At 34.1% G+C, this 21,372-nt stretch carries 29 protein-coding genes; 12 read left to right on the forward strand and 17 right to left on the reverse strand.

Annotated elements, in window-relative coordinates; all coding sequences use genetic code 11:
* Positions 1 to 4 precede the first annotated feature (4 nt).
* Together ACW8TM_RS09460 and ACW8TM_RS09465 are read left to right on the forward strand one after the other, a co-directional pair.
* Positions 5 to 703, forward strand: a complete 699-nt coding sequence (locus ACW8TM_RS09460) for a fibrillarin-like rRNA/tRNA 2'-O-methyltransferase (protein WP_491533037.1) — start codon at positions 5 to 7, stop codon at positions 701 to 703.
* Between the two features lie 7 nt (positions 704 to 710).
* Complete coding sequence (locus ACW8TM_RS09465) at positions 711 to 1,172, forward strand: DUF61 family protein (protein ID WP_491533038.1); 462 nt, start codon at positions 711 to 713, stop codon at positions 1,170 to 1,172.
* An 8-nt stretch (positions 1,173 to 1,180) separates the two neighbouring features.
* Here the strand turns inward: ACW8TM_RS09465 and rnhB are convergent, their stop codons facing one another.
* On the reverse strand, positions 1,181 to 1,852 hold the full coding sequence (rnhB, locus tag ACW8TM_RS09470; protein ID WP_491533039.1) for a ribonuclease HII: 672 nt from the start codon (positions 1,850 to 1,852) through the stop codon (positions 1,181 to 1,183).
* A 57-nt stretch (positions 1,853 to 1,909) separates the two neighbouring features.
* Here rnhB and ACW8TM_RS09475 point away from each other — a divergent pair, with 57 nt between their 5' ends.
* Together ACW8TM_RS09475 and ACW8TM_RS09480 are read left to right on the forward strand one after the other, a co-directional pair.
* Positions 1,910 to 2,452: an NTPase gene (locus tag ACW8TM_RS09475; protein ID WP_491533040.1), complete on the forward strand. Its 543-nt coding sequence runs from the start codon at positions 1,910 to 1,912 to the stop codon at positions 2,450 to 2,452.
* The gene (locus tag ACW8TM_RS09480; protein WP_491533041.1) at positions 2,449 to 3,633 is read left to right on the forward strand and encodes a tRNA (guanine(10)-N(2))-dimethyltransferase; all 1,185 of its coding nucleotides are present in this window, start codon (positions 2,449 to 2,451) and stop codon (positions 3,631 to 3,633) included. Before ACW8TM_RS09475 ends, ACW8TM_RS09480 begins: the two co-directional genes overlap by 4 nt.
* On the opposite strand, the gene ACW8TM_RS09485 is transcribed toward ACW8TM_RS09480, so the two are convergent.
* The 6 genes from ACW8TM_RS09485 to ACW8TM_RS09510 all read right to left on the reverse strand — a co-directional run bounded on the left by ACW8TM_RS09485 (position 3,590) and on the right by ACW8TM_RS09510 (position 6,673).
* Entirely contained in the window at positions 3,590 to 4,219 is a 630-nt protein-coding gene (locus tag ACW8TM_RS09485; protein WP_491533042.1) for an RlmE family RNA methyltransferase, read from the reverse strand. The genes ACW8TM_RS09480 and ACW8TM_RS09485 overlap by 44 nt on opposite strands.
* Before the next feature lie 8 nt (positions 4,220 to 4,227).
* Positions 4,228 to 4,599, reverse strand: coding sequence for a helix-turn-helix transcriptional regulator (locus tag ACW8TM_RS09490; protein ID WP_491533043.1), 372 nt, complete (start codon positions 4,597 to 4,599; stop codon positions 4,228 to 4,230).
* 80 nt (positions 4,600 to 4,679) lie between these two features.
* A complete protein-coding gene (locus ACW8TM_RS09495; protein ID WP_491533044.1) occupies positions 4,680 to 5,603 on the reverse strand; it encodes a transcription initiation factor IIB in 924 nt (307 codons plus the stop codon).
* Positions 5,579 to 5,857 (reverse strand): H/ACA ribonucleoprotein complex subunit GAR1, encoded by a 279-nt coding sequence (locus tag ACW8TM_RS09500; RefSeq protein WP_491533045.1) that lies wholly within the window; start codon positions 5,855 to 5,857, stop codon positions 5,579 to 5,581. The genes ACW8TM_RS09495 and ACW8TM_RS09500 overlap by 25 nt, the downstream gene beginning before the upstream one ends.
* Positions 5,858 to 5,949: 92 nt before the next feature.
* Positions 5,950 to 6,276, reverse strand: a complete 327-nt coding sequence (locus ACW8TM_RS09505; protein ID WP_491533046.1) for a signal recognition particle protein Srp19 — start codon at positions 6,274 to 6,276, stop codon at positions 5,950 to 5,952.
* A gap of 10 nt (positions 6,277 to 6,286) precedes the next feature.
* On the reverse strand, positions 6,287 to 6,673 hold the full coding sequence (locus ACW8TM_RS09510; protein ID WP_491533047.1) for a 30S ribosomal protein S8e: 387 nt from the start codon (positions 6,671 to 6,673) through the stop codon (positions 6,287 to 6,289).
* A gap of 73 nt (positions 6,674 to 6,746) precedes the next feature.
* Here ACW8TM_RS09510 and hypE point away from each other — a divergent pair, with 73 nt between their 5' ends.
* Positions 6,747 to 7,781: a hydrogenase expression/formation protein HypE gene (gene hypE, locus ACW8TM_RS09515; protein WP_491533048.1), complete on the forward strand. Its 1,035-nt coding sequence runs from the start codon at positions 6,747 to 6,749 to the stop codon at positions 7,779 to 7,781.
* Here hypE and ACW8TM_RS09520 read toward each other — a convergent pair.
* Complete coding sequence (locus ACW8TM_RS09520) at positions 7,778 to 8,809, reverse strand: hypothetical protein (RefSeq protein ID WP_491533049.1); 1,032 nt, start codon at positions 8,807 to 8,809, stop codon at positions 7,778 to 7,780. The two genes, hypE and ACW8TM_RS09520, sit on opposite strands and share 4 nt — an antisense overlap.
* A gap of 22 nt (positions 8,810 to 8,831) precedes the next feature.
* Between ACW8TM_RS09520 and ACW8TM_RS09525 the strand changes: the two genes are divergently transcribed.
* On the forward strand, positions 8,832 to 9,923 hold the full coding sequence (locus tag ACW8TM_RS09525; protein WP_491533050.1) for a M24 family metallopeptidase: 1,092 nt from the start codon (positions 8,832 to 8,834) through the stop codon (positions 9,921 to 9,923).
* Positions 9,924 to 9,925: 2 nt separating this feature from the next.
* Here the strand turns inward: ACW8TM_RS09525 and mtnP are convergent, their stop codons facing one another.
* From mtnP to ACW8TM_RS09565, 8 genes are read right to left on the reverse strand one after another with little or no spacing between them, the layout of a single operon-like run.
* Positions 9,926 to 10,678 (reverse strand): S-methyl-5'-thioadenosine phosphorylase, encoded by a 753-nt coding sequence (gene mtnP / locus ACW8TM_RS09530; RefSeq protein ID WP_491533051.1) that lies wholly within the window; start codon positions 10,676 to 10,678, stop codon positions 9,926 to 9,928.
* Positions 10,675 to 11,793 carry a DUF373 family protein gene (locus ACW8TM_RS09535; protein ID WP_491533052.1) on the reverse strand — a complete coding sequence of 373 codons (1,119 nt, stop codon included), beginning with the start codon at positions 11,791 to 11,793 and terminating at the stop codon, positions 10,675 to 10,677. Before ACW8TM_RS09535 ends, mtnP begins: the two co-directional genes overlap by 4 nt.
* A gap of 45 nt (positions 11,794 to 11,838) precedes the next feature.
* Positions 11,839 to 12,729, reverse strand: a complete 891-nt coding sequence (locus tag ACW8TM_RS09540; RefSeq protein ID WP_491533053.1) for a coiled-coil protein — start codon at positions 12,727 to 12,729, stop codon at positions 11,839 to 11,841.
* Positions 12,726 to 13,421, reverse strand: coding sequence for an acetate--CoA ligase family protein (locus tag ACW8TM_RS09545; RefSeq protein ID WP_491533054.1), 696 nt, complete (start codon positions 13,419 to 13,421; stop codon positions 12,726 to 12,728). Before ACW8TM_RS09545 ends, ACW8TM_RS09540 begins: the two co-directional genes overlap by 4 nt.
* Before the next feature lie 52 nt (positions 13,422 to 13,473).
* Positions 13,474 to 14,217: an ATP/GTP-binding protein gene (locus tag ACW8TM_RS09550; protein ID WP_491533055.1), complete on the reverse strand. Its 744-nt coding sequence runs from the start codon at positions 14,215 to 14,217 to the stop codon at positions 13,474 to 13,476.
* A gap of 1 nt (position 14,218) precedes the next feature.
* Positions 14,219 to 15,004, reverse strand: coding sequence for a competence/damage-inducible protein A (locus tag ACW8TM_RS09555; RefSeq protein ID WP_491533056.1), 786 nt, complete (start codon positions 15,002 to 15,004; stop codon positions 14,219 to 14,221).
* A gap of 9 nt (positions 15,005 to 15,013) precedes the next feature.
* Positions 15,014 to 15,211: a TFIIB-type zinc ribbon-containing protein gene (locus ACW8TM_RS09560; RefSeq protein WP_491533057.1), complete on the reverse strand. Its 198-nt coding sequence runs from the start codon at positions 15,209 to 15,211 to the stop codon at positions 15,014 to 15,016.
* A gap of 18 nt (positions 15,212 to 15,229) precedes the next feature.
* Complete coding sequence (locus ACW8TM_RS09565; protein ID WP_491533058.1) at positions 15,230 to 15,901, reverse strand: winged helix-turn-helix domain-containing protein; 672 nt, start codon at positions 15,899 to 15,901, stop codon at positions 15,230 to 15,232.
* 259 nt (positions 15,902 to 16,160) lie between these two features.
* Between ACW8TM_RS09565 and ACW8TM_RS09570 the strand changes: the two genes are divergently transcribed.
* From ACW8TM_RS09570 to ACW8TM_RS09595, 6 genes are read left to right on the forward strand one after another with little or no spacing between them, the layout of a single operon-like run.
* Positions 16,161 to 16,613, forward strand: coding sequence for a hypothetical protein (locus ACW8TM_RS09570; RefSeq protein WP_491533059.1), 453 nt, complete (start codon positions 16,161 to 16,163; stop codon positions 16,611 to 16,613).
* 1 nt (position 16,614) lies between these two features.
* Entirely contained in the window at positions 16,615 to 17,967 is a 1,353-nt protein-coding gene (locus ACW8TM_RS09575) for a hypothetical protein (protein WP_491533060.1), read from the forward strand.
* Positions 17,960 to 18,301, forward strand: a complete 342-nt coding sequence (locus ACW8TM_RS09580; RefSeq protein ID WP_491533061.1) for a hypothetical protein — start codon at positions 17,960 to 17,962, stop codon at positions 18,299 to 18,301. Before ACW8TM_RS09575 ends, ACW8TM_RS09580 begins: the two co-directional genes overlap by 8 nt.
* Position 18,302: 1 nt before the next feature.
* Positions 18,303 to 19,283 carry a DNA repair and recombination protein RadA gene (radA, locus tag ACW8TM_RS09585; RefSeq protein ID WP_491533062.1) on the forward strand — a complete coding sequence of 327 codons (981 nt, stop codon included), beginning with the start codon at positions 18,303 to 18,305 and terminating at the stop codon, positions 19,281 to 19,283.
* Positions 19,273 to 19,677, forward strand: coding sequence for a hypothetical protein (locus ACW8TM_RS09590; RefSeq protein ID WP_491533063.1), 405 nt, complete (start codon positions 19,273 to 19,275; stop codon positions 19,675 to 19,677). The genes radA and ACW8TM_RS09590 overlap by 11 nt, the downstream gene beginning before the upstream one ends.
* A complete protein-coding gene (locus tag ACW8TM_RS09595; protein WP_491533064.1) occupies positions 19,649 to 20,254 on the forward strand; it encodes a hypothetical protein in 606 nt (201 codons plus the stop codon). Before ACW8TM_RS09590 ends, ACW8TM_RS09595 begins: the two co-directional genes overlap by 29 nt.
* Position 20,255: 1 nt before the next feature.
* Here ACW8TM_RS09595 and ACW8TM_RS09600 read toward each other — a convergent pair whose 3' ends face one another.
* Positions 20,256 to 21,368, reverse strand: coding sequence for a radical SAM protein (locus ACW8TM_RS09600; protein ID WP_491533065.1), 1,113 nt, complete (start codon positions 21,366 to 21,368; stop codon positions 20,256 to 20,258).
* Positions 21,369 to 21,372 lie beyond the last annotated feature (4 nt).

Raw genomic sequence — 21,372 nt, forward strand, 5'->3', positions numbered from 1 at the left:
TGACTTGGCTACGATTTATCCACATGAAAAATTTGAAGGTATTTTCTGGGCTGAATTTGAAGATGGATCTAAACGGCTGGCAACTATAAATTTCTCTCCAGGATTTAAAGTTTATGGTGAAATGTTAATTGAATATGAGGGTGTTGAATATAGAGTTTGGAATGCCTATAGAAGTAAACTTGCAGCTGCAATATTAAAGGGTGTAGAGTACATTCCAATAAAGCCTGGAGCACGGGTTCTATACTTGGGTGCTGCAACTGGTACCACTGCAAGTCATGTCTCTGATATTGTTGGTCCAGATGGTATAGTTTACTGTGTGGAATTTGCTCCAAGAGTTGTAAGAGAGTTAATAACTGTATGTGAAAAAAGAAAGAATATGATCCCAATATTAGCAGACGCCCGTATTCCTCAAACATATAGAACAATTATACTGGAGGAAGTTGACGCTATTTATTGTGATGTAGCTCAACCTGAACAGGCAAAATTATTGGCTGATAATGCTGACATGTTTTTAAGAGATGAAGGAGACATAATGCTTGCTATTAAGGCTAGAAGTGTTGATGTAACTTTAGAACCCTCAGAAGTCTATAAGCGTGAAATTGCAACTCTTGAAAAACGTGGATTTAATATAGTTAGTACAGTACATTTAGAACCCTTTGATAAAGCTCATGCCATGGTTACTGCACGTTTTTCTAAGAGGTAGAAGTAAAATGTATCATCGTGATATTGAATCTATTTCACGTATACTGAATAGGATTTGGCGTTCAGATGTTGAACGTATAAATGATCATTTGCCCAAGGAATTTAAAACTCTAAGTCAACTTCTCAACTCAATCGAGCCGATGGTAAAGACTCGGGGTGGGGCTTCATTAATTTTCGATAAGGATGAACTACAAAGACTAGCAGAATTACTTCCATCAGAAATACATGATAAAGTTAAGTTACCCTTCATTTTATTGAGAAGACTGGATTTGGGGAGAGGTGTTTTTCAAGTGTTGGGTGGAAGGAATGAGATATACGCTATAGCAAAGATCTTAGGTATTTCAGAGAATAATGCTTCCACTACTCCTACTTATGATGAACCATTTTATTTATACAAGCCTCATGTTTTTAAGTTGAAGCGTCTTTTCAGAACAATTACTGTTGTTGGCTTTGCTTTTTCAGAATCATGAAAAGTTATTTAATTTTTTAGTTGATTTTTCACCTTTAATTTATTAATAGTCTTCCAACTTTTTCTCACGATTCCTGGAAGTTTCTTATGTTTTTTAATCCATTTCTCTAAGAATGATCTTGTTTTGGGATCTGATGGATATCCAGATCCAAAATCACCATATTTTCTTTTTAATTCCTCAATTATTTCATCTCTAATCACTTTGGCTAGTATGGATGCTGCTGAAACTATTAGAAATTTTCTATCAGCTTTATGTTTTGATACTATTGCTATCTTTATTGGAAGATTTTCCTCAATAAATCTGCGGAATCTCTCTTCATTAATATCTGATGCATCTACATAGGCTACATGTGGTTTTAATTCTTGAATAATTTTGGCCATTGCATTTGCTTCAAGTTGATTTAGTAATCCCCTCCCGGTACGCTTCTTATGTTGAACTGCTTCATCTATTTTTAAGGGTGGAATTACTATACATTTCCATTTAATAGCTATTTGCTTTATTTTTTCGGCTAATATCCTCCTTCTCTGAGGAGAGAGTGTCTTTGAATCTCTAACTCCAATTTGGGAGAGTCTATATACATCTTTCTTTCGCATTAATATACCTGCAATTACAAGTGGACCTATAACTGGCCCTCTACCTGCATCATCTAATCCTGCTATTAACTCTTCTTTATTTTCCATTGCAATTAGATGTTAGAACTTTTAAGTTTAATAAGTTAGTGTATTTTGGGTAGAATTATGCTAGTTTTCATAACTGGAAGACCCGGAATTGGTAAGTCAACTGTATGTACCAGGGTTATGGAATTACTTAGACAATCAAACTTTAAAATTGGAGGTATAATTTGCCCTGAGGTTAGGGTTAAGGGTAGGCGAGTGGGATTCAAAATAATTGATCTATTAACTTTAAGGGAGGGATGGCTTGCACATGTAAACTTTAGAACCGGAGTTAGAATTGGGAAGTACCATGTAAATTTAGATGATCTTAATGATGTGGGAGTTAATGCTATATTGAATGCGATTAATGAGGCGGATGTAATTGTAATTGATGAAATAGGTCCAATGGAGTTGAAGAGTTATCAATTTAGGGAGGCGACCTATAAATCCTTTAGGAGTGGAAAGCCAGTAATTGCTGTGCTTCATTGGCGTTTAGGTAAATCTTTCTTAAAAAATCTTAAGGTTTCAAATTATGTGATCTATGAAGTTTCATTTCATAATCGTAATTATCTTCATGAAATAATATTTAGAACCGTTAAGGAATATCTTACTGGTAAATCGCCATGAATTTCCCTAAGAGGTTAATTAGAGAGGGTAAAGTAAAGCTATTAATTCCTGATCCAGATTATTTTAGAGATTCTAGCGGACATTTTGACCCAGCATACTTACCAGTTTTCTATAATAGGAGGATGGCCTTTTGTAGAGATATTAGTGTGTTGGCAATTCAAGCTTATCAGAAGTTAAAAAATCGTAAATTAACTGTCTGTGACCCCTTTACTGCAACTGGGATTAGGGGGTTACGATATGCAGTTGAAATTGATGGTATTGATGAAGTTGTAATTAATGATAAGAATCCGTTGGCTATTCAATTGGCAATTGAAAATTTAAAGATAAATAATCTTCCATCGAAAATACATGTAGAATGTACAGACGCTCGTCTTTTATTTTACCTTTATGCTTTTTCTAAGAAGAGATTTGATGTTATTGACTTAGACCCTTTTGGCTCACCTGCACCTTTTGTTGAAGCCGCCATTTATGGTTTAAAGGATGGTGGAATGCTTTGCTTAACAGCTACTGATATGGCTGTGCTTTGTGGGCTTTATCCCAAAGTATGTTTTAGGAGATATGGTTGTATTCCTCTGAGAGTCGATTTCTGCTATGAATTGGCAATTAGACTGGTCACAGGCTTTTTGGTTAGGAGAGCTGCAAGTTTAGATTTTTCAGTTAAAGTTTTGTTTTCGCATGGAACTGATCATTATATACGGATATATTGTTTGCTTGAGAGAAGTAGGTCTAAGGCAAATGCTTCTCTTGAAAATTTAGGCTATATCTATTATTGTGATAATTGTGGTTTTCGAACGTTTTCCTCTAATCTTTTCCACCAAGTTGATGGAGAATGTTTGTATTGTAGTTCAAGGCTTCTTAGGGGTGGGCCTCTTTGGTGTGGAGGAATTGTTGATAAAAGTTTTACAGAAACCATGTTAGATTTATTGTTTGAAAAGGAGTTTGATGATGTATTGTTGATTTCTCGTTTCTTGGAGACTTTAATTAATGAAGCTGATGGGCCTCCATCATTTTATGTTATTGATAAGTTTACGAGTAGATTGAAGATTTCTCCCCCACCTATTGACCGACTGATTAATAGATTGAGGTCTATGGGCTTTTTTGCTTCAAGAACTCACTTTCATCCTAAGGGTGTTAGGACTAATGCTCCAATTGATAAGATTTATGAGATTCTTTCTTCATAGAGAAGCCTATGACATATATTTCAGCGCTACCTTTCCTTGAGGCTGGAGGTTTATATAATCTTATCTTCTTAAAGTTTTCCTTCATTTTCTTTAGAAATGCTTCAAGCATTTCTCCTTGAAATACTTTTATGACTACATTTCCTCCTCCTCTTAAAATTTTTTGAGCAATTTCTAATGCTTTTTCGGATAAGAATATCTGTCTTGCATGGTCTAGTTCCCATATTCCAGTTACCTTTGGCGATAAATCTGATAAAAGTACATCTGCTTTTCTTGGAAGTATTCTTTCAATTTCTTCAATTATTTTGGAGGCAGTTATGTCCATTTTTAGTGTTTTAACGTTTCTCCATGGAAGTCTTCTTATTTCAGCGAGGTCTATTCCCAAGATGAATCCATTTTCTCCTACTATTTCTCTAGCTACTTGTAGCCATCCTCCTGGGGCTGCACCTAGATCTACTACTATGTCTCCTTCCTTTATTATCTTGAATTTCTCAATAATCTGTTTTAATTTGAAGGCTGCTCTGGAGCGATAGCCTTCAATTTTTGCTTTCCTATAATAGGAATCATGTCTTTCTTTCCATCTCATCATATTTTCCTCTAGCTTAATTGTGTTTGCTCTATTATCCATTTAGTCAATTTGTTGCATGTTAATGGATTTATTGGTTGTCCTACTCCACATCTTGTTAAATCTATACATGTAAAGCATGGGCATCCTTTGACTGTTACTATAGATATCTTTTTGGGTGGCCTCTTTATTAATCTTAGAATGTATGTTTTCTTTCCTTCATGTATTGTTGGTTCTCTATTTATTATTCCTTTCTTTTCTAGTCTAATTGCGATTCTTGAGCCTTCTCTACTGTCTGTTCCAAGTATTTTCCATAGGTCACTTTGGAGAACTCCGTTGTCTCCAGCCTTTTTTATTATTTCAATAGCTCTTTTCTCCATTAAAGTCAATCTTATTCTTGGCATATTATTCTCACTCTACCATAAATATGATAATGTAATTTATGGTATTTCTAATTTTCTCGATATAAAATAAAGTGGGGGAGTTAAATGGAGATGTCAATTAATAGTTTTTCTACTAGTTCTTTATATCTATTTCTTATGGTTACTTCTGTTACTCCTGCTGCGTTTGCAATGTCTCTTTGTGTTCTCTTTTTATTTAATACTACACTGGCAATATATACTGCAGCTGCTGCGACACCTATTGGGCCTCTGCCTGATGTTAATCCAATTATGCTTGCTTGTTGAACTATTTCACTGGCCTTCATTTGTACTTCTCCAGCTAAGTTTAATTGACTTATCAGTCTAGGTATGTATTCAACTGGGTTTGTCGGAGGTATCTTCTTTAGTAATTCTCTAGCTATAAATCTATAGCTTCTTCCAATCTCCTTCTTTCCAACTCGTGCAACCCTGGTTATTTCATCCAAAGTTCTTGGGATTCCAAATCTTCTACATGCTGCATAAAGTGAAGCTGCAGCCATGCTTTCAATTGATCTTCCTCTAACAAGTCTTTCTTCGACGGCTTTCCTATAGATTAGAGCTGATTCTTCATGTATGCTTTTGGGTAGTCCTAGTTGTGAGGCTATTCTTTCAATTTCTTGTAATGCGAATGCTAGGTTTCTTTCTGATGCATCTGAAACTCGAACCCTTCTTTGCCATTTTCTAAGTCTGTATATTTGGGCTCTTCTTCTCGGAGTTAAATCCTTTCCATAACTATCTTTATCTCTCCAATCTATTATCGTTGATAATCCTTTATCATGAATTGTCAAGGTCATTGGAGCTCCTACTCTTGCACGTTTTTCTTTTTGTTCTTGGTCGAATGCTCTCCATTCTGGTCCTGGGTCAGCAATTCTTTCGCTAATTACTAACCCGCAATTTAGACATGTTATTTCTGCTCTTTCATAATCTCTTATGAGATTTCTACTTCCGCATTCAGGACATTTTCCTACCTGCGTTTCATCCTTCTCCAACTAGAAAACCTCCTCTTCTTAGAGGATGAAAGAAAAAATACTCTTCCTCCAACTATATGCTTAACTTTTTCAGGATCCTCTTTAGTTTTAACTAGAACATAGGGTGACTTTAGAGGTCCAAAAACATCATAAACATAACCTACTTCTCTTCCCTTTCTGTCAAAGACTTTAGAGTTGATTGGTGGTGCAGTTGTTGCTTTTACTAGAATCATTCTTCCCTTTGTTATGTGGAGAACTTTTCCATGTTGCTTCAATGAATCATCCCCGAAGTGCGGGATATGAATAGTAAAATAATCTTATAAGTTTAGCGTGATTAATTATCTTTAATTTTTTAAAAAATTCTCTTTTAATTATTTCTTTTTAATTTTTTCTTACTTCTCATTTTATACCTAAGCCTTAATTCTTTTAATTGAATTGCAATTTCCTTTAATGTCTTTGTTTTACTCTTTTTTTTGTCAACTAAGACTCTTCCCCTTTCCCTCCACCACATTTTTGGATAGGCTTTATCTTCTTCTATTATTGGGTTTAAGCCCATTTTTTCTGCAGCCTGGTAGATTTCCTCAGCTTTCGGATCTTCTATTGCCAGGTCTAGTGGTACTTTTCTACCTCTACTTCTACTAATTTTAGAGTTGAAATAAATAGGCCAAATTACTATTTTATTTCTTCTACGCAAATTTACCGCCTTACTTTTCAGTTAATATTGCATTCACAATACCGTTTTGTCCTGGTCTTGATGTCACTCTAGCTTCTCCTATTGGTGTCTCAATTATGGCTCCCCTAGTTATTACGCCTCTCCTAGAATAGTCTGGATTAGCTGGATTATGTTTTACTCTTAATATTCTTACTCTCTGTGTCTTTCCTGTTTTAGGATCGGTTACATTTGCGAAAAATGATACTTTTAATCTGACCTTTATGTTTCCTCCTCTGACTCTTTCTATCTTTCTTATTTCTTCTTTTCCTAGTATGGGTTCGGTTGGAGGTCTTCCTAGTTCATATTTCCTCTTTTTTCTATGTGGCCTAATTCTTCCTCCAGTTGGTTTTCGTAGATCTTTTCCTTGGTAGAAGCTCATCACATCCCCTCACTGATCTATTCGTTAATCGCTACTTTTAAGCTGACTATTAAGTATTATGGTTTAGGGGGAGATGAAGTTGACGATGAGTGATAGAATCGAACTTGTTCATGGTGGTGGTGGAGAAGCTATGGCAGATTTAATTAATAGGGTAATTATTTCTAGGGTTAAGCGGGGTAGAGTTTTTAATGGTCTTGGATTATGGGATCTAGATGATGGGGCCTCAATACCTATTGGAGACTTCGAATTAGTATTTACTTCTGATGGTTATACCATTGAGCCTCTATTCTTTCCTGGCGGTGATATTGGCAAGTTAGCTATAACTGGCACTATAAATGATTTATCTGTTATGGGTGCAAGGCCATTAGCAGTACTGGATGACATAATTGTCGAGGAAGGTTTTTCCATATCTGATCTTGAAAGAATAGTTTCTTCCATGATTTCTATCGCCGATAGTTTAGATATTGCAATTATTGGCGGAGACTTCAAGGTTATGCCTAAGGGTAAATTGGATAAAATAGTTATTGCTTCTACTGGTATAGGTTTAGTTGAGAAGGGGAAGGTAATAAAGGACTCTGGGCTAAGGCCCGGTGATAAAATAATTGTTACTGGAACAATCGGGGAACACGAAATAGCTTTATTATCTGTGAGAGAGGGACTGAATTTTGAATGTGATATTACTTCTGATCTAGCTCCACTTTGGCCATTAATGGAGGAGGCCTTGAAGATTGGTGGTATCTCAGCGGCAAAAGATCCTACACGTGGTGGACTAGCTTCTTCGTTGAATGAAATGGCCAAGAAATCGAAGACTTGTATCTTAATATATGAAAATGAAATTCCTATTAAAAACGAGGTGAAAGCTGCATGTGAAATGCTTGGATTAGATCCATTATATTTAGCATGTGAGGGTAGAGCTGTTTTAGGTGTTGACGCAAGTAAAGCTGAGGCTGTTTTGGAAGCTATTAAGTCAACTGATATTGGTAGAGATGCAAGGATCATTGGTGAGGTAAAGAGTGAACCCATTGGCTATGTTGTGTTACAGACTACTATTGGAGGTAAACGTATTATTGAGCCGCCAGTTGGAATGCCTCTTCCTAGAATATGTTAAAGCTTTAAGATATCTTTAATATATTTGAGAGCTTGATTAGGTTCTAGTATTCCAGCTCTTGTCTCTCTGAGCACTCTTTGAATTGCAGCTATTTTCAAGTGTTTATGCTTCTTGAATGTTAATCTAACTAATGGGCATCCATACTTAAAGCTTGTACCTAAATGTCCATGTTGTTTTGCTATTATTATTGTATCCATCTTACATAATGATAGGAGAGCTGGTAGATTTATTCTTAATATCTCATTTTCTTCATTAAATTGTAGTGAGTGTCGACCTGTTGGGAGCATATCTCCAAAAACTACTATTTTTATCTTTGCCTCCTTAACTTTTTCATAGATAGTTTTCTCAGTTATTTCATGGCATCTTCTACATGGTACTTGATGTCCCTTCATTGCTTTTTCAATTATTTTGTTGAATTTTTCTTTTGGCCTTGTTATTTTTAATTCTATTTTATTGTTTGCTGCAAATTCTCTAATTCTTTTTTCTCTATGTGGTGGAATTATGTAGGGCCCTGCCTTTACTGTAATAGCTAATGGTTTTAGACCTAGCTTTTTCATGTAGATTAATGAAGTGGCACTGTCAACTCCACCTGAAAATGCTACTGCTACTTTAATGTTTGTTTTATTCATTTCTGGGAGTATTCTCTTTAATGGATTTTTAATCTCACTGTATGCTAATGGTACAATTCTATCTCTTAAGACCCTTCTTACTTCTTCAGGTACGTCTTTATTTAATATTTCATTTGCTTTGTCTATAGCCTGTTTTATTCTTTCAATTTTAACAATTATGTCGGTTAATGATCTTACAACTATAACTTTGAAGTTTAATTTTCTTGTTAATTGATATAAGACTCTTCCGCCTGGTCCCATTAGAATTGATTTATCTGATCTATCACCACACAGTATGTACATTCTTTTATTTAGCTCATCGACTTCAATCTTCAATATGTTTGGGATACTTGTATGAGTATAACCTAAACTTTTTCTTGTTTCAAGTGTAATCTTTATAATATCTGACTTGCTAATCAATATTAATCACCGTGGTGGTTGGATGATATGTGATAGCATATTTAGGGATAGGGTTTCATCTATTAAAAAACTAATGGGAGAGGAAGAATTAAGTGCTTTTATCATTTCTGGCAGAGAGAATCTATATTATCTGTCCAACTTTAAGAGGGGACTAGCTTTACTAATTGCACAGGATTTTGAACCTGTTTTATTTGTTCCTAAATTAGAATATGAAGATGCAATTAAGAATAGTCGAAATGTGAGGGTTATAAGTGTCGAGAGGAGTATAAAGCTATGTGAGTATATCCTGTCAGTATTAAGAGAGTATGGGATAATTGATGGTAAGATAGGTATTGAAGAATATTCGATGTCTATTCCATTGTATAGTGAGTTAATTAATAAAGGAGAATCATATAACTTTGTTTTTGCTTCAAAGATAATTAGACAGTTAAGATCGGTTAAGAATGAAGCTGAAATTGAACTTATAAGGAGTGCATTGAGAATTGCTGAACATGGTATGGTGACGGCAGTTAATGCTCTAAGTGAGGGATTAAAGGAAATCGATGTTGCTGCTGAAGCTGAGTATGCTATGAGAAGGAAAGGAGCTGAATGGTTTTCCTTTGAGACTATTGTTGCTTCTGGATGGCGTTCTGCCTTTCCCCACGGATTATCTTCCCAGAAGGAGATTAAGAGTGGCGAGCTCATAGTTATTGATATTGGTGCTAGATATGGTGGATATTGTTCAGATATTACTAGAACAGTGGTTGTTGGTTCTCCGAAAAAAGAGTATGATAAGATGTTTGATTGTATTGTTTCTGCAATAGATTCGGCGTTAGAAATTATAAGAGATGGTGTGAAAGCTTCTAATGTTGATGCTGTAGCCAGACAAGTTATTTCTGAGAGAGGTTATGGAGAATATTTTACTCACGGTTTAGGTCATGGTGTCGGTTTAAGTGTACATGAGGACCCGAGAGTTAACGCTACGAGTCAAGATATCTTACAAGCTGGAAACGTAATTACAATTGAGCCTGGAATTTATCTTCCAAAAATTGGTGGAGTGAGAATTGAAGAAATGGTTGTTGTTACAAAAAGTGGATATGAACTTCTTAACAGACTTGATAGAATTTTAAGCTAGATTTAAATGAGCATACATTTACAACTTCTTTTTCCAGGTAGTTTTTCAATTGCTTCTTTAAATATTTCTAGGATTTGCGGTATCTTTCTTTTCATTATTTCTGAGACTTCCTTTGCAGTTATTCTTTCCTGTATGCCGGCAGCGTAATTCGTGACTATGCATAGTGAAGCATAGCATATTCCTAGTTCTCTTGCTAGAACAACTTCTGGGACGCTTGTCATCCCAACGACGTCTGCTCCTAATAGTCTTAACATTCTTATTTCTGCTGGCGTTTCAAATCTTGGCCCCTCCATACATGCATATACTCCTGAATTCCATACTCTTTCAGAGATTTTTCTTGCTGTGCTTATTAGTATTGATCTAATTTCTGGACAATACGGCTCTGTTACATCGATATGTATAACCTTTGGCCCGTCGTAGAATGTTAATGGTCTTTTCTTTGTGAAGTCGATAAAGTCATGTATTACTATGAAGTCTCCCGGCTTTAATCCATCTCGAATTCCTCCAACTGCATTTGATGCAATAATTCTTTCTATTCCCAGTTTTTTTAAAGCCCAGATATTTCCTCTGTAGTTAATCATGTGTGGTGGTTTTTCATGTTCCTTGCCATGTCTTGGTAGAAATATTACTTCTTTTTGGCCTAGAAGTGCATAGTCTACTTCTACTTGACCATAAGGAGTGTCAATCATTTTTGTTTTAATGCTTTTTAATGCTTTTTCTAAGCCGGATCCACCGATAATTGCAATTTTAGTCATTTTCTATCCTCACTTCTACTGCGTTTTCTCTCCTTTATTTTGTCAATTAAGGTGAATATAACTATTAAGCTGGAACATATTCCTGCTGTTATTATTAATGATGCTATGAGAAGTTCATAACCTATTCCTGGTGTGGTTAACATAATTGAGATGTTCTGGAGTACTTCTCTAATTGTCGCTAGGAATATTAGTCCTATAAAATCATGCCATAGTTTTGGTTTTTCTCTTAAGTATTTGTCAATCATTCTTCCTGCAAGTAATATGCCAAGTCCAACTAGAAATATGTCTGTGGCATTACCTAAAAATAGTCCAATTAGTCTAGGTATGTTTCCCATGGCATCTGGATTTATCTGTATTTCTGTGAATACATTGTTTAGCCCTGCGTATATTGCAGCTATTCCTGCTATTAGGGTTATGAAGCCAGTGAGGAGAATAACGGGTGATGAAGCCCACCACTGCATTATTATTTTATCGATGGAGAAGCCTCTTATTACAAAGGCTACACCAATAACTATTAATGCACCTAGTGTAGTATATTGTGCATATCCTGCAATATACATTGCAGCTAGAAGTAGAAATATTACTCCTGGTACTCCAAGGAACATTTTTGCATATTGTGGTTCTTCAATTATTCTTCTCAGATATCTTGCAATTAGTATATATGTTTCTTCTACTCCTCTTTGCTGTTGAACTAATACTCTTCTGACGGATATTATTGGAATTCTAGATTGAATTACTGGTATAATTACTTCATCTGCTGCTCCATCTGAAACTAATATTACCCCGTCAGCTGGGAACTTCTTTAACACGTCTTCTAATTCTCCAATTATTTTCATGTCTGCGGTTAATCCACTTTTAGGTTCACCTGTAATGGTTGCAATTTCACATGGAATGTTTTTCTTTCTTAATTCTTCATATAATCCTAAACCTGCGAAAATAGCGTTTACATCGGAATCTTCTGGTGCTTTCATCGCGAATTTTGTTGCTATCTTTAAATTTTCTTCCTTTCCTATTATCGGTGTTTCTATACCTGTAACCATTCCAATATCATTATCTCTGTCAACGCAGAGGACTAATATTTTCCTTTGTAGTAGTTTTTTTTCTTCATTTTGCATTGTGTCTCACATATCATTTTGTCTATTTACCTAGATAAATATTAATTATAATGATGTTGTAATGTTTTTATCTACTTCCATTAAAGCTTTGAATTCTTCAAAGCTTAGTCTTTCACCCTTTCTAAGTTTTTCTTTAGCTTTCTCAACTAACTTCATTAGAATTTCTTTTTTCTTTTCTTGATTTAGTTCTTCATTGATTTTGTTATATTCTTCTTGTTTCTTTCTTAGTTCTTCCCTTAAAATTCTTATTTTGGCCTGTTCTTCTTTTAACTTTTTCCTTAACTCATCAATTTCCTCTCTTAACTGTAGTATTATTTCTCTCCTCATCTTTTTCACTTGCAATATTTCTTTAAGCTTGTTTTTGATTGGCGGTATTTGTTTGGATATTTCTTCTAGTTTCTTTTTTGCATATTCAATTTTTATTTTATTTACTTGTATTTCAACTTCGCTTTCAAGTGCTTTTTCTTTCATTTCTATTAGTTTTTCTAGATGTTTCTTTTTCTTTGTTAAGTTAATTATTTCGCTTATTACTTCTTTTTCTTTTTCCTTTGTTAGTGGGTGTGTTTGATAGTACCATTCAAGTTTTTCTATTTCTTTTTTAATGTTATTTAATTTTTCTTCTATATTTTTCCACTTGTTTATTTTTCTTCTTATTTCTGTTACTTCTTCAATTCTATTTCTTAGAGAAAATTTTAATGTGGATATTTCCTTTTTTATTTCTTTTATCTTAGAGTATTTTTCTTTGAGTTTTTTTCTTACTTCTCTTTCTTGTGATGTTAGGTGAGTATTCTTCTCTTTTTCTTTTTTTATTCTTTCAATTAACTTCTTAAGTTTCTTTCTTTTCTCGGTTAACTTCATTTTATGTTTATCTATTTCATTCCTGATGGCTTCTATTTCTCTTCTTAGTTCTTTTAGTTTTTCTTCTTTAGGATTCATTCTAGTATAATCCTCGCATCAATTACCTTTGCACCTTTTTCATATACAAAGATTGGATTTAGATCGAGTTGGCTTATTTGTTGGTAGTCCATTACTAATTGGGAGACTTTTAATATTATGTCGATTATTGCTTCTTCATCTGACGGCGGCCTTCCCCTATATCCCTTTAAAAGGGGGTATCCCTTTATCTCCATGATCATTTCCTTTGCTTCTTCCCTTGAGAGCGGTGCTATTCTGAATGTGACATCCTTTAGTATTTCTACGAATATCCCTCCTAATCCAAACATTAATGTTGGTCCAAATTGAGGGTCTTTTAGTGCTCCTACTATCACCTCTATTCCTTCTGGGGCCATTTCTTGAACAAATATTCCATATATTCTCGCATTAGGGGTCTTTTCTTTTACATTTTCAATTATTTGGTTGTAGGCTTCCATTGCTTCTTTATTATTTTTAATGTTTAGTATTACTCCTCCTACATCTGTTTTATGGATTATGTCTGGTGAGATTATCTTGAATACAACTGGGTAACCTATTTCATTTGCGAATTTTATTGCTTCTTCAATATTTTTTGCTACCTTGAATTTTGTTACTGGTATTCCATAGGCTTCACATATTTTCTTTGCTTCATGCTCCAATAAGTATTTTCTATTTTCAGTTCTTACTTTCTCAATGATTTCGTCAACTATTTTCACTTTTATCCCCAACTACTTACAGTTGCTTTACATTTATAAAATTAAACATCATCTACACTTCAGCGCATATTCTTTGGATTATTGCAAATAAATTGTCTAGCCCCTCCCATGTTGTTGCTGATGTGAATACTAGGTCTGCTAGTAATTCAGAGCTTATTGCATCAATTAATTTTTTGTTTAATTCTCTCCGTAGAACTTGCTCTCTCTCTATTAAGGCCATTTTTAATTCTTCTGGATTCTCTATCCAATGTTCAATCTTCTCTTTTTCCTCTAAGGTTAGTAGATCTGATTTTGATATTACGTTTATTTGTGGTTTTAGAAATCTATATTGGACTGAGGTTGATAAAAGTAGTGCTGATACGAAGCTGCTTGGATTTTTTGTGAATATTGAGTCTAGTAGGCATAGAACTATAATGTTTTCTCCACCTATTTTAGATATTATATAGGGTCCCACCGATCTGAATGCAAATAATTCCATTTGTCCTGGTGTATCTACTAATAAAAATTCTGGCTCTAGTGAGTCTATTTCATCTTTTATTTCTCCTAAGTGGTTTGCTATCATGTCTATGCAGGCTACTAATGCGCCGTTTGGCCCTAAATTATACTTTTCCATTACTGCTTCAAAGTCTATATATTCTCTAATATCTATGTCTGGTGCGTAGGGAAGCCATTTTACTCCTGGGTCTAAATTTAATATACCTATGCTTCTTTCATTATCCTTCAACCATTCTGAGAAGGTTGCAGTTAATGCTGTTTTACCTGAGCCTGCTGTACCTATAATCATTATTGAATACATGTTAATCACCAATGACTCTAATTATATCTCCACCAAGTTCTATAATTTTCATTTTTAATTCTTCACATATCTTTAATATTTCATCTCTTGATTTTTTATTGGTGTATAGGTGCAGAATTATGTAGGGCTTGTTTTTCGTAATCCTTGGATGAGATTTCAAATATATTTGCGGGTTTTTATTCGCAATGTCCTCTATAACTGGTGCTAAGTCTGCTTCATAAATATTTTCTATGTGTAATTCTACTTCATGGTATTTTTTACCTTTAATCATTTTGACTACGTGTTTATTGAACATTGCTTTCATTTCTTCCGGAACTCCTGGTAATGCAACTATTTTTACTCCCTTCTCTTCTATTAGTATACCTGGTGCTAGTCCAATTGGATTTTCTATAATTTTGCTTCCAGCTGGTATGTATGCCATTTTCATTCTTGATTCATTTAACTCTAATTTTTTCACTTTACAAGTTTCTTCTATTCTTCTTAATGCTTCCATGTTTAACTCTATTTTCCTGTTTGTTGCCTCTGCTATTCCTAATGCTGTTTTGTCATCGTAGGTGGGGCCTAATCCACCTGTAATTACTATTAGATTTGGTTTTCTTGATATGGCTTCCTTTAGAACTGAAGCTATTTCATTAATGTCGTCGCCTATAACCGTAATTCTATTGACTTTTCCTCCATTTTCAGTGATTTTTTTAGAAAGCCATGAAGCATTTGTGTTGACTATTTTTCCTATAAGGAGTTCCTCTCCAATACTTATAATCTCAACTCGGAAGAGATTCCTCCGCATCTTTTCTACCTATTTTTTAGAGCTTAGCCACCACTTTAAATACTCTTTCTTCCATGAGTCCTCTTCATTCTCCTTAAATCTTCTTCTTTCTCTATACTTGTCTAATTCAAACCTTGTTAGAGTTAAGCCGCAAGCTCTACAGACATAGACGTATCTTCTTCTATCAAAAATCATTTCGCCTCCACATTCGGGACAAGTTTTAGCCAACTTTCTCCCCACTTACTATTACTTTTCCTCAATTATGAGTTTAACTCCTAAAAAGATAACTCCTCCTACAAGCATGAAGATTACGAATGAGAGTGAAGCTGACATTAATATTGATAGTAAGGCTGAAAGGAATGTCTTCATCTCACCTACTCTTAAAATTGTAGATAAAGTTGTGAAGACAGCATACGTTAATGCACCTTCAATAAATTTTGATGAAGTTATTCTTAGTAGTCCTAATATTAAACCTATCACTCCTGAAAGAATTACTGATGATAGTGGCAGATATCCTAATATTATCATTGATAATCCAGCTGTAGCTGCTAGTATTAAGTATGTTCTTCCTCTAGTTAATTTGTCAATTTCATATAGCGGCTTTAATATTCCCCTTTCTTCTATACTTATTTCTTCAATTTTTATTTCTGGGGTTTCCTTTTTTAGCATTGGGAGAACTTTTAATCCCTTTTCGGTTAAGAAGTAGAGAAATTTCTTATCTACTGTTTTCCTGTTAACATATCCATTTTTTAATAGTAGTTTCAAATGTTCAGCTATTGTTGACTTAGCTTTACCTGTTAATATAGAAATTTCACTTAGGCTTAGTTCTCTTCTTTCTCTCAATAAGCTCATAATTTTCAATCTAGTTTTATCTGCTAGTACTTTTAGCTCTTCAGCTTTTAATTCTATTTCACTCAATTTTTCACCTACTATTCCTAACTATGATTTTATAATTGTAGGTTAAATATTCGATGTTTACCTATCATTCGGTGTTCGACGACTATCTTAACTGTTCTTTTTTACTTTTATCTCCAATTTTTCTTGAGGAGTAATGCTGAGTTTAATTCCTATCTTGCTCACTATAATTGTTTTTCTCCTTAATCCAATTCTCATTATTCCAATGTGGGTGTGTTTTATTGCTTATCGTTACATTAAAGCTAGGCGAGATGATGATCAAGTGAAGAGAAATGATTCTAAAGATTGTTCTATCAATTTGATTTATCCTAAAATTAATGTGAAGCATTTTGATGAGAAAGTTTTCAAAGTTACATTGAAATTTTCAGTTTCAAAATGTATTGCCATCTATTCTACTGGTCTTGGAAGATATATGATGCTGGGTGCAATATCTTTTAGGAATGTTAGGAATGAATCATTACTACGTGAAATAATAGTAAAATTACCAGTAGATTTCTCCTTTTCCCTTGTTAGGAGGATTAACGGGTTTGGAGATGTATATCTTTTATGTATCAGAGTTAAAGCATCCTTCCAAAATTATGATAGTAAAGTCTCCATGCTGATTGGTATTCTTAATTCACTTGCTTCTACCATTCCTGCTGATGAGGTAAGAATTCTTGAAAATCGCGACTTAATTTCATCTATTTTAAATTTAAATTTAAGTGGAGGTAGTTAATTTGACTGTATTCCCCTGTGGACTTGAGAAGGTTGATCTTAAATCAATTTTGCATGCTTGTTTTAGCCGTTCTGCTTGTAAACCTCTTTTCTTTGGAACCTTTGGAGATGATGTTAATCGAGTTTTAATCAATACAACTTTAGCTAAGTTGATGGACTGGAACAGTATCCTATTCATTGATACTGCTGGTCTATATCTTCGCTTTTATAAGTTTTTTGATAAACCTTTAGTTTTAGTGTTGGGCTATAATTGTTCAATTCCATTATTCAATTTATGTTCTAATGATCCCTACTTAAGGGCTATTGAGTTGTCTGAAGTTTTTAAAATTAGTTTTAATATTAGTGATCAAGCAGCGAGAATTCTTCAGCACGTATTAATTTCCATGATGAATAAAGGTATATGCAAGCCTAGTATTGACGATGTTATTTTAGAAGTAGAATCACAATCACAACTTTCCTCTTATAGATTTAATGTAAATAAGCTTTTAAGATTGCTTGACGCCTTGACTTTGGGGAGGATTGGTGCAGCTTTTAGTGGAAGTAGTTTCTTGAAGGAAATTGAGGATAGAACTGTTTTCTTTAGTTTACATTTGCTTCCCAGGGAGTTTAGAGTTCTTGCTTCTCTCCTACTATTATTATATATGATTGAAGAGGATGTTTCAATTATAGTTGAAGATTCAGATTTACTTCTACCTGGACTTGTTCGTGCTTTGAGAGAGGAATATGCTCTAGCTTTCGAAAGAACATATTTTATATTAGATTTAATTAGGAGATCAAGATGGAGGAATATTATTCTTTCATGTTGGTCTCCGAGTTTGATGCCTCCTCGAATTCGTATTATGTTTGATTGTGTGTTTTCAAGTATTCCTAAGTCTAGAGAGGAATTTAACTTTTTATTTAATTACTTTCCTCTCATGAATTTTAGTCCTAAAATTATTGACATGACGCCTAAGAATTATTTCCTCATTTTTTATAATGGAAGAGTAAAGATGTGTAATTTATTTTTTAAGTCTATTCCTGACTTTCCAGTTGAGGTTGATGAACTAGTTAAACCTATTAAACCTATGTTTAAATCTCTACTTCAGAGATTGTTTAGAAATTTTTCTGAAGTTGCTTTTCATATTTTATCATTCCTTTCACAAGGCTCAGCAGATAGGGATGCTTTAATTAGTTATGTTGTGGGTGTATTGGGGCTTGAGAGCAGTATTGCACAGCGAATAATAAGTTCACTTTCAGCTTATGGATTAATTTTTGAAACAATTGGTAGAGATGGTAAATATTATTTCAAAATAACTCCTTCTGGGATTGTAGCACTTGATGAGTATCTATCTAGTAGAGGTGAAGAGATTGGATAATTGGATTAAATGGCATAAGGATGGTAGAGGCTTCACCTATAAAGTTACAGTTACATCTAAAGGAATAATAATTGTAAGTTATAGGTTGACTAGAAATGGTAATATTAGACGTGAACTAATTTTAATGCCTAAGCGGTCTACTTCTTCGAAAGGATATGGTGGTAAAATTCTATTTGAAGAGTATTATAATAAATTTAAAGTTAGTGCTTTAATTCAAGCATTAAGAGATTTATCCTCCTTGTCTTCTCCAGATTCGATTGATTTAATACATGAAATTGAGAAGATCATTATTCATCTTTCTTTCTTGAAGAAAATTTTGATAGGAGGTGATTAGTTTGGATGAAATTTATGAGAATGTAAGGGAGTTGGAGGATCTACCTGGAATAGGTCCACTGACAGCGGAGAAATTGAGGGATGCTGGAATTTTTTCACCTAGACAATTGGCACTGTATAGTATAGATGAACTTTTAATGTATACTGACATTGATAACTACAACCGTCTAAATAGGGCGTTAATTAGAGTTAGGCGAATTTTTAGGCCATCAATTTTAGCTAGAGCCTCTGAATATGCTTCTGTTCGCAGTAGACTTCCAAGGTTAACAACTGGTGTTCAAGCAATAGATAAACTTCTTCTAGGGGGATTAGAGCCGAGATGTATTTATGAGATAGTTGGTGAGTATGGCACTGGAAAGTCTCAGCTATGTTTCCAATTGTCTGTGACAATACAGTTGACTAGTAACAGGGGAGGTGCTGGAGGTAAAACTTTCTACATAGATACTGAGGGAACATTTTCCGATCAAAGGATAACTAGTATAGCAGAGAGATTTAATGTTGAGGATTCTCTCTCCAATATATTTGTCCTTCAACCAATGAATGTGGATGAGCAGATCGATTGTATCAGAATATTATTGCCGAAGTACATTGAAGAGGAAAATGTAAAGCTAATCATAGTTGATAGTTTGATTTCACATATTAGAGCTGAGTATCGTGGAAGGGAAATGCTAGTGGCTAGGCAACAAACATTAAACTATATGCTAAACTTTCTCCTGCGAATAGCAATGCTGTATAATGTATATGTTGTAGTAACTAATCATGTTATAGCCAAGCCATTGGCAGGTGGAGGGATAATGGCTGCGGGAGGCCATGTAATGGCACATGGAACAACTCATAGATTGTTCATGTCTCAATCTTCTGTGAAGGGTAAAAAGAAGAACTTGCTTTATCGAAAAGTAGTTGTCGAGGATAGTCCCTACCTACAGAGAGGTGCATCAACTGTTTTTGGTATTTCAGAGAAGGGATTAGTCGATGTCTTATAAGTATGAAACACTTTTCCTTTCAATATTGAAGGTGAAGCTTAAAGTCGAGGAAGATGATTTAAGGAGAGCAATAAATCTTTTTAAGTTAAAATTTAACAGTAAGTCTAACTCGTGGATAAGGAGATGTATTAGGCGTTTAATCGATGTTTCACCTTCGCCTAAACCCAATATATGGATTGTAAGGGGAAGGCCATCAATGGGGGATTATGAAGCCTTTTACATTATAACACTTCATAGAAGAGAAGGTAAATATAGTTGCACTTGTTACAGTCCCAAAAAACTATTTGGCTATAAGAGAATGAAAAATATCTGTACACATGTAGGTGCAGTTATTCTTTGGAGAATGATTAGGGAGAAGCTAATCGGTGATTTCATATATTATAAACAGTATTAAGTTGTGTGAAGATAGAATTATTGTGATTTATGGAATTAGAATAAAAAATGTAGTTAACAATATAATTGATCATCTGTCTCCAAGTCTGGTGATCTTTGATTCCCCCATTTACTATTCAAGTAAAGATGATGTTTTTCTATTAGAGATAAACGACCTAGACTTAAGTAGTCTGCGTGAAGATTTAATTTCAATACTGCCTAAGATTAACTATGTCTTCTTTTCAGCTTTTAATCGTTTTTTAAAATTATCCCCATACTTTCAATGTTCTCTCAATAGAATGAGATACAATGCTTTTTCCAAACTTTTCATTAGAGAGTTAAGATTTTTATCTTCATTGACCAGGTTTAGTCATTCAAATTTAAAGTTCATATTTCTTCCTCCGCTCAGATGTATCTGTAAAGATGGCCTATGGCTTCCTTTACCACTCTTCTATAGGGTTTTTAGGCTTTATGCTGATCTTATAATCTTCATAAAGGACAATTGTGTTCTTCAAGTTAAACCTGAACTTAAGTCTATCAACCCTAAAGAGTATTCTTATTCAGAAGTGGATTTATCTATTTCAAAGTTTTTGTGCTAGGTTAGGAGACCGGTTTATAGCATATTCCAAGCTTCTCAGCATATTCAAAGGCTTCTTCCATTTCTCTTCCACTAGGTCTTCTTGCTATGTCTGGATATTTACTTGGCTCCCAAGCTACTTTATACTCTGGTCTATATTGCCCCATTATGTTTACAAGTACTCTTGGTAAGTTTTTTGCAGTCCAAGCTAAGATTGGTTTGGTACAGCATTCAATGTGATTTGGCATAACTAGGTGTCTTATAATCATATCTATTCCATAATCATGCATAATTTTATGGTTTCTTGATACTATTTCGAAGTAATTGTTTACTCCGGATAATCTTTTGGCACATTCATTATTACCGTATTTGAAGTCTGGTAGACCTATGTCAATTATTTCTAGTAGTATTTTTATGGTTTCTAGGCTACAGTACATGTTACTATTCCATAGTAATGGAACATTAACTTCTAGATATCTTAGTGATTCAACTATTGTGTGAAGATTTGGTGTTGGTTCTCCTCCAACATAATTAATGTTTTTTACTCCTTCTTTCCTCAATATTTCCTGCATTCTTGCTAGTTCCTTTGGTGTGACTATTATTCCTCCCTTGGGATGAACTTGACTAATATCATAGTTCTGACAGAATACACATCTAAAGTTACATGAACTAAAGAATATTGTTCCACTTGGTACTAGGGGAGCTTCTTCACCCCAGTGATGGAACCATGATGAAACATAGCTTTTAGAGTTTAATCTGCAAACTCCTTCTTCACCTTTGACTCTATTTACACTACATCTTCTTTCACAGAAGATACAGTGAGTGAGCATTCGTTTCGTTAATTCAATTTTTAAGTCCAGGAAACTTACCTCTGGTTTAGGTAGTTCCTCTAATTTTATTTCTCCTCTAACTATTTTCTCATACACAGCTTTAAACTCTCTAGCTTTTATTTCATGTATTTTCCAGAGTTTTTCTTCACTTAATTCTTCTAGATTTACTTTTACAGATATTCTTTTACAGATTAAATATTTTGCTGGTTTCTCATTTTTCATTACACTTAAATACCATGATAATCTTCTTTTAACTTCCTTATTTCTCCATACTAATAATGCGTCTGGTCTAAATGCAAAATACATTTTC

Source organism: Candidatus Culexmicrobium sp. (assembly GCF_058356305.1).

Excerpts from the sequence above, each read along its gene's own strand:
- ACW8TM_RS09465 (WP_491533038.1), top strand. The coding sequence starts at position 711 with ATGTATCATCGTGATATTGAATCTATTTCACGTATACTGAATAGGATT.
- rnhB (WP_491533039.1), bottom strand. The coding sequence starts at position 1,852 with ATGGAAAATAAAGAAGAGTTAATAGCAGGATTAGATGATGCAGGTAGA.
- ACW8TM_RS09475 (WP_491533040.1), top strand. The coding sequence starts at position 1,910 with ATGCTAGTTTTCATAACTGGAAGACCCGGAATTGGTAAGTCAACTGTA.
- ACW8TM_RS09480 (WP_491533041.1), top strand. The coding sequence starts at position 2,449 with ATGAATTTCCCTAAGAGGTTAATTAGAGAGGGTAAAGTAAAGCTATTA.
- ACW8TM_RS09485 (WP_491533042.1), bottom strand. The coding sequence starts at position 4,219 with ATGATGAGATGGAAAGAAAGACATGATTCCTATTATAGGAAAGCAAAA.
- ACW8TM_RS09490 (WP_491533043.1), bottom strand. The coding sequence starts at position 4,599 with ATGCCAAGAATAAGATTGACTTTAATGGAGAAAAGAGCTATTGAAATA.
- ACW8TM_RS09510 (WP_491533047.1), bottom strand. The coding sequence starts at position 6,673 with ATGAGCTTCTACCAAGGAAAAGATCTACGAAAACCAACTGGAGGAAGA.
- hypE (WP_491533048.1), top strand. The coding sequence starts at position 6,747 with ATGAAGTTGACGATGAGTGATAGAATCGAACTTGTTCATGGTGGTGGT.
- ACW8TM_RS09525 (WP_491533050.1), top strand. The coding sequence starts at position 8,832 with ATGATATGTGATAGCATATTTAGGGATAGGGTTTCATCTATTAAAAAA.
- mtnP (WP_491533051.1), bottom strand. The coding sequence starts at position 10,678 with ATGACTAAAATTGCAATTATCGGTGGATCCGGCTTAGAAAAAGCATTA.
- ACW8TM_RS09535 (WP_491533052.1), bottom strand. The coding sequence starts at position 11,793 with ATGCAAAATGAAGAAAAAAAACTACTACAAAGGAAAATATTAGTCCTC.
- ACW8TM_RS09540 (WP_491533053.1), bottom strand. The coding sequence starts at position 12,729 with ATGAATCCTAAAGAAGAAAAACTAAAAGAACTAAGAAGAGAAATAGAA.
- ACW8TM_RS09550 (WP_491533055.1), bottom strand. The coding sequence starts at position 14,217 with ATGTATTCAATAATGATTATAGGTACAGCAGGCTCAGGTAAAACAGCA.
- ACW8TM_RS09555 (WP_491533056.1), bottom strand. The coding sequence starts at position 15,004 with ATGCGGAGGAATCTCTTCCGAGTTGAGATTATAAGTATTGGAGAGGAA.
- ACW8TM_RS09590 (WP_491533063.1), top strand. The coding sequence starts at position 19,273 with ATGTCTTATAAGTATGAAACACTTTTCCTTTCAATATTGAAGGTGAAG.
- ACW8TM_RS09600 (WP_491533065.1), bottom strand. The coding sequence starts at position 21,368 with ATGTATTTTGCATTTAGACCAGACGCATTATTAGTATGGAGAAATAAG.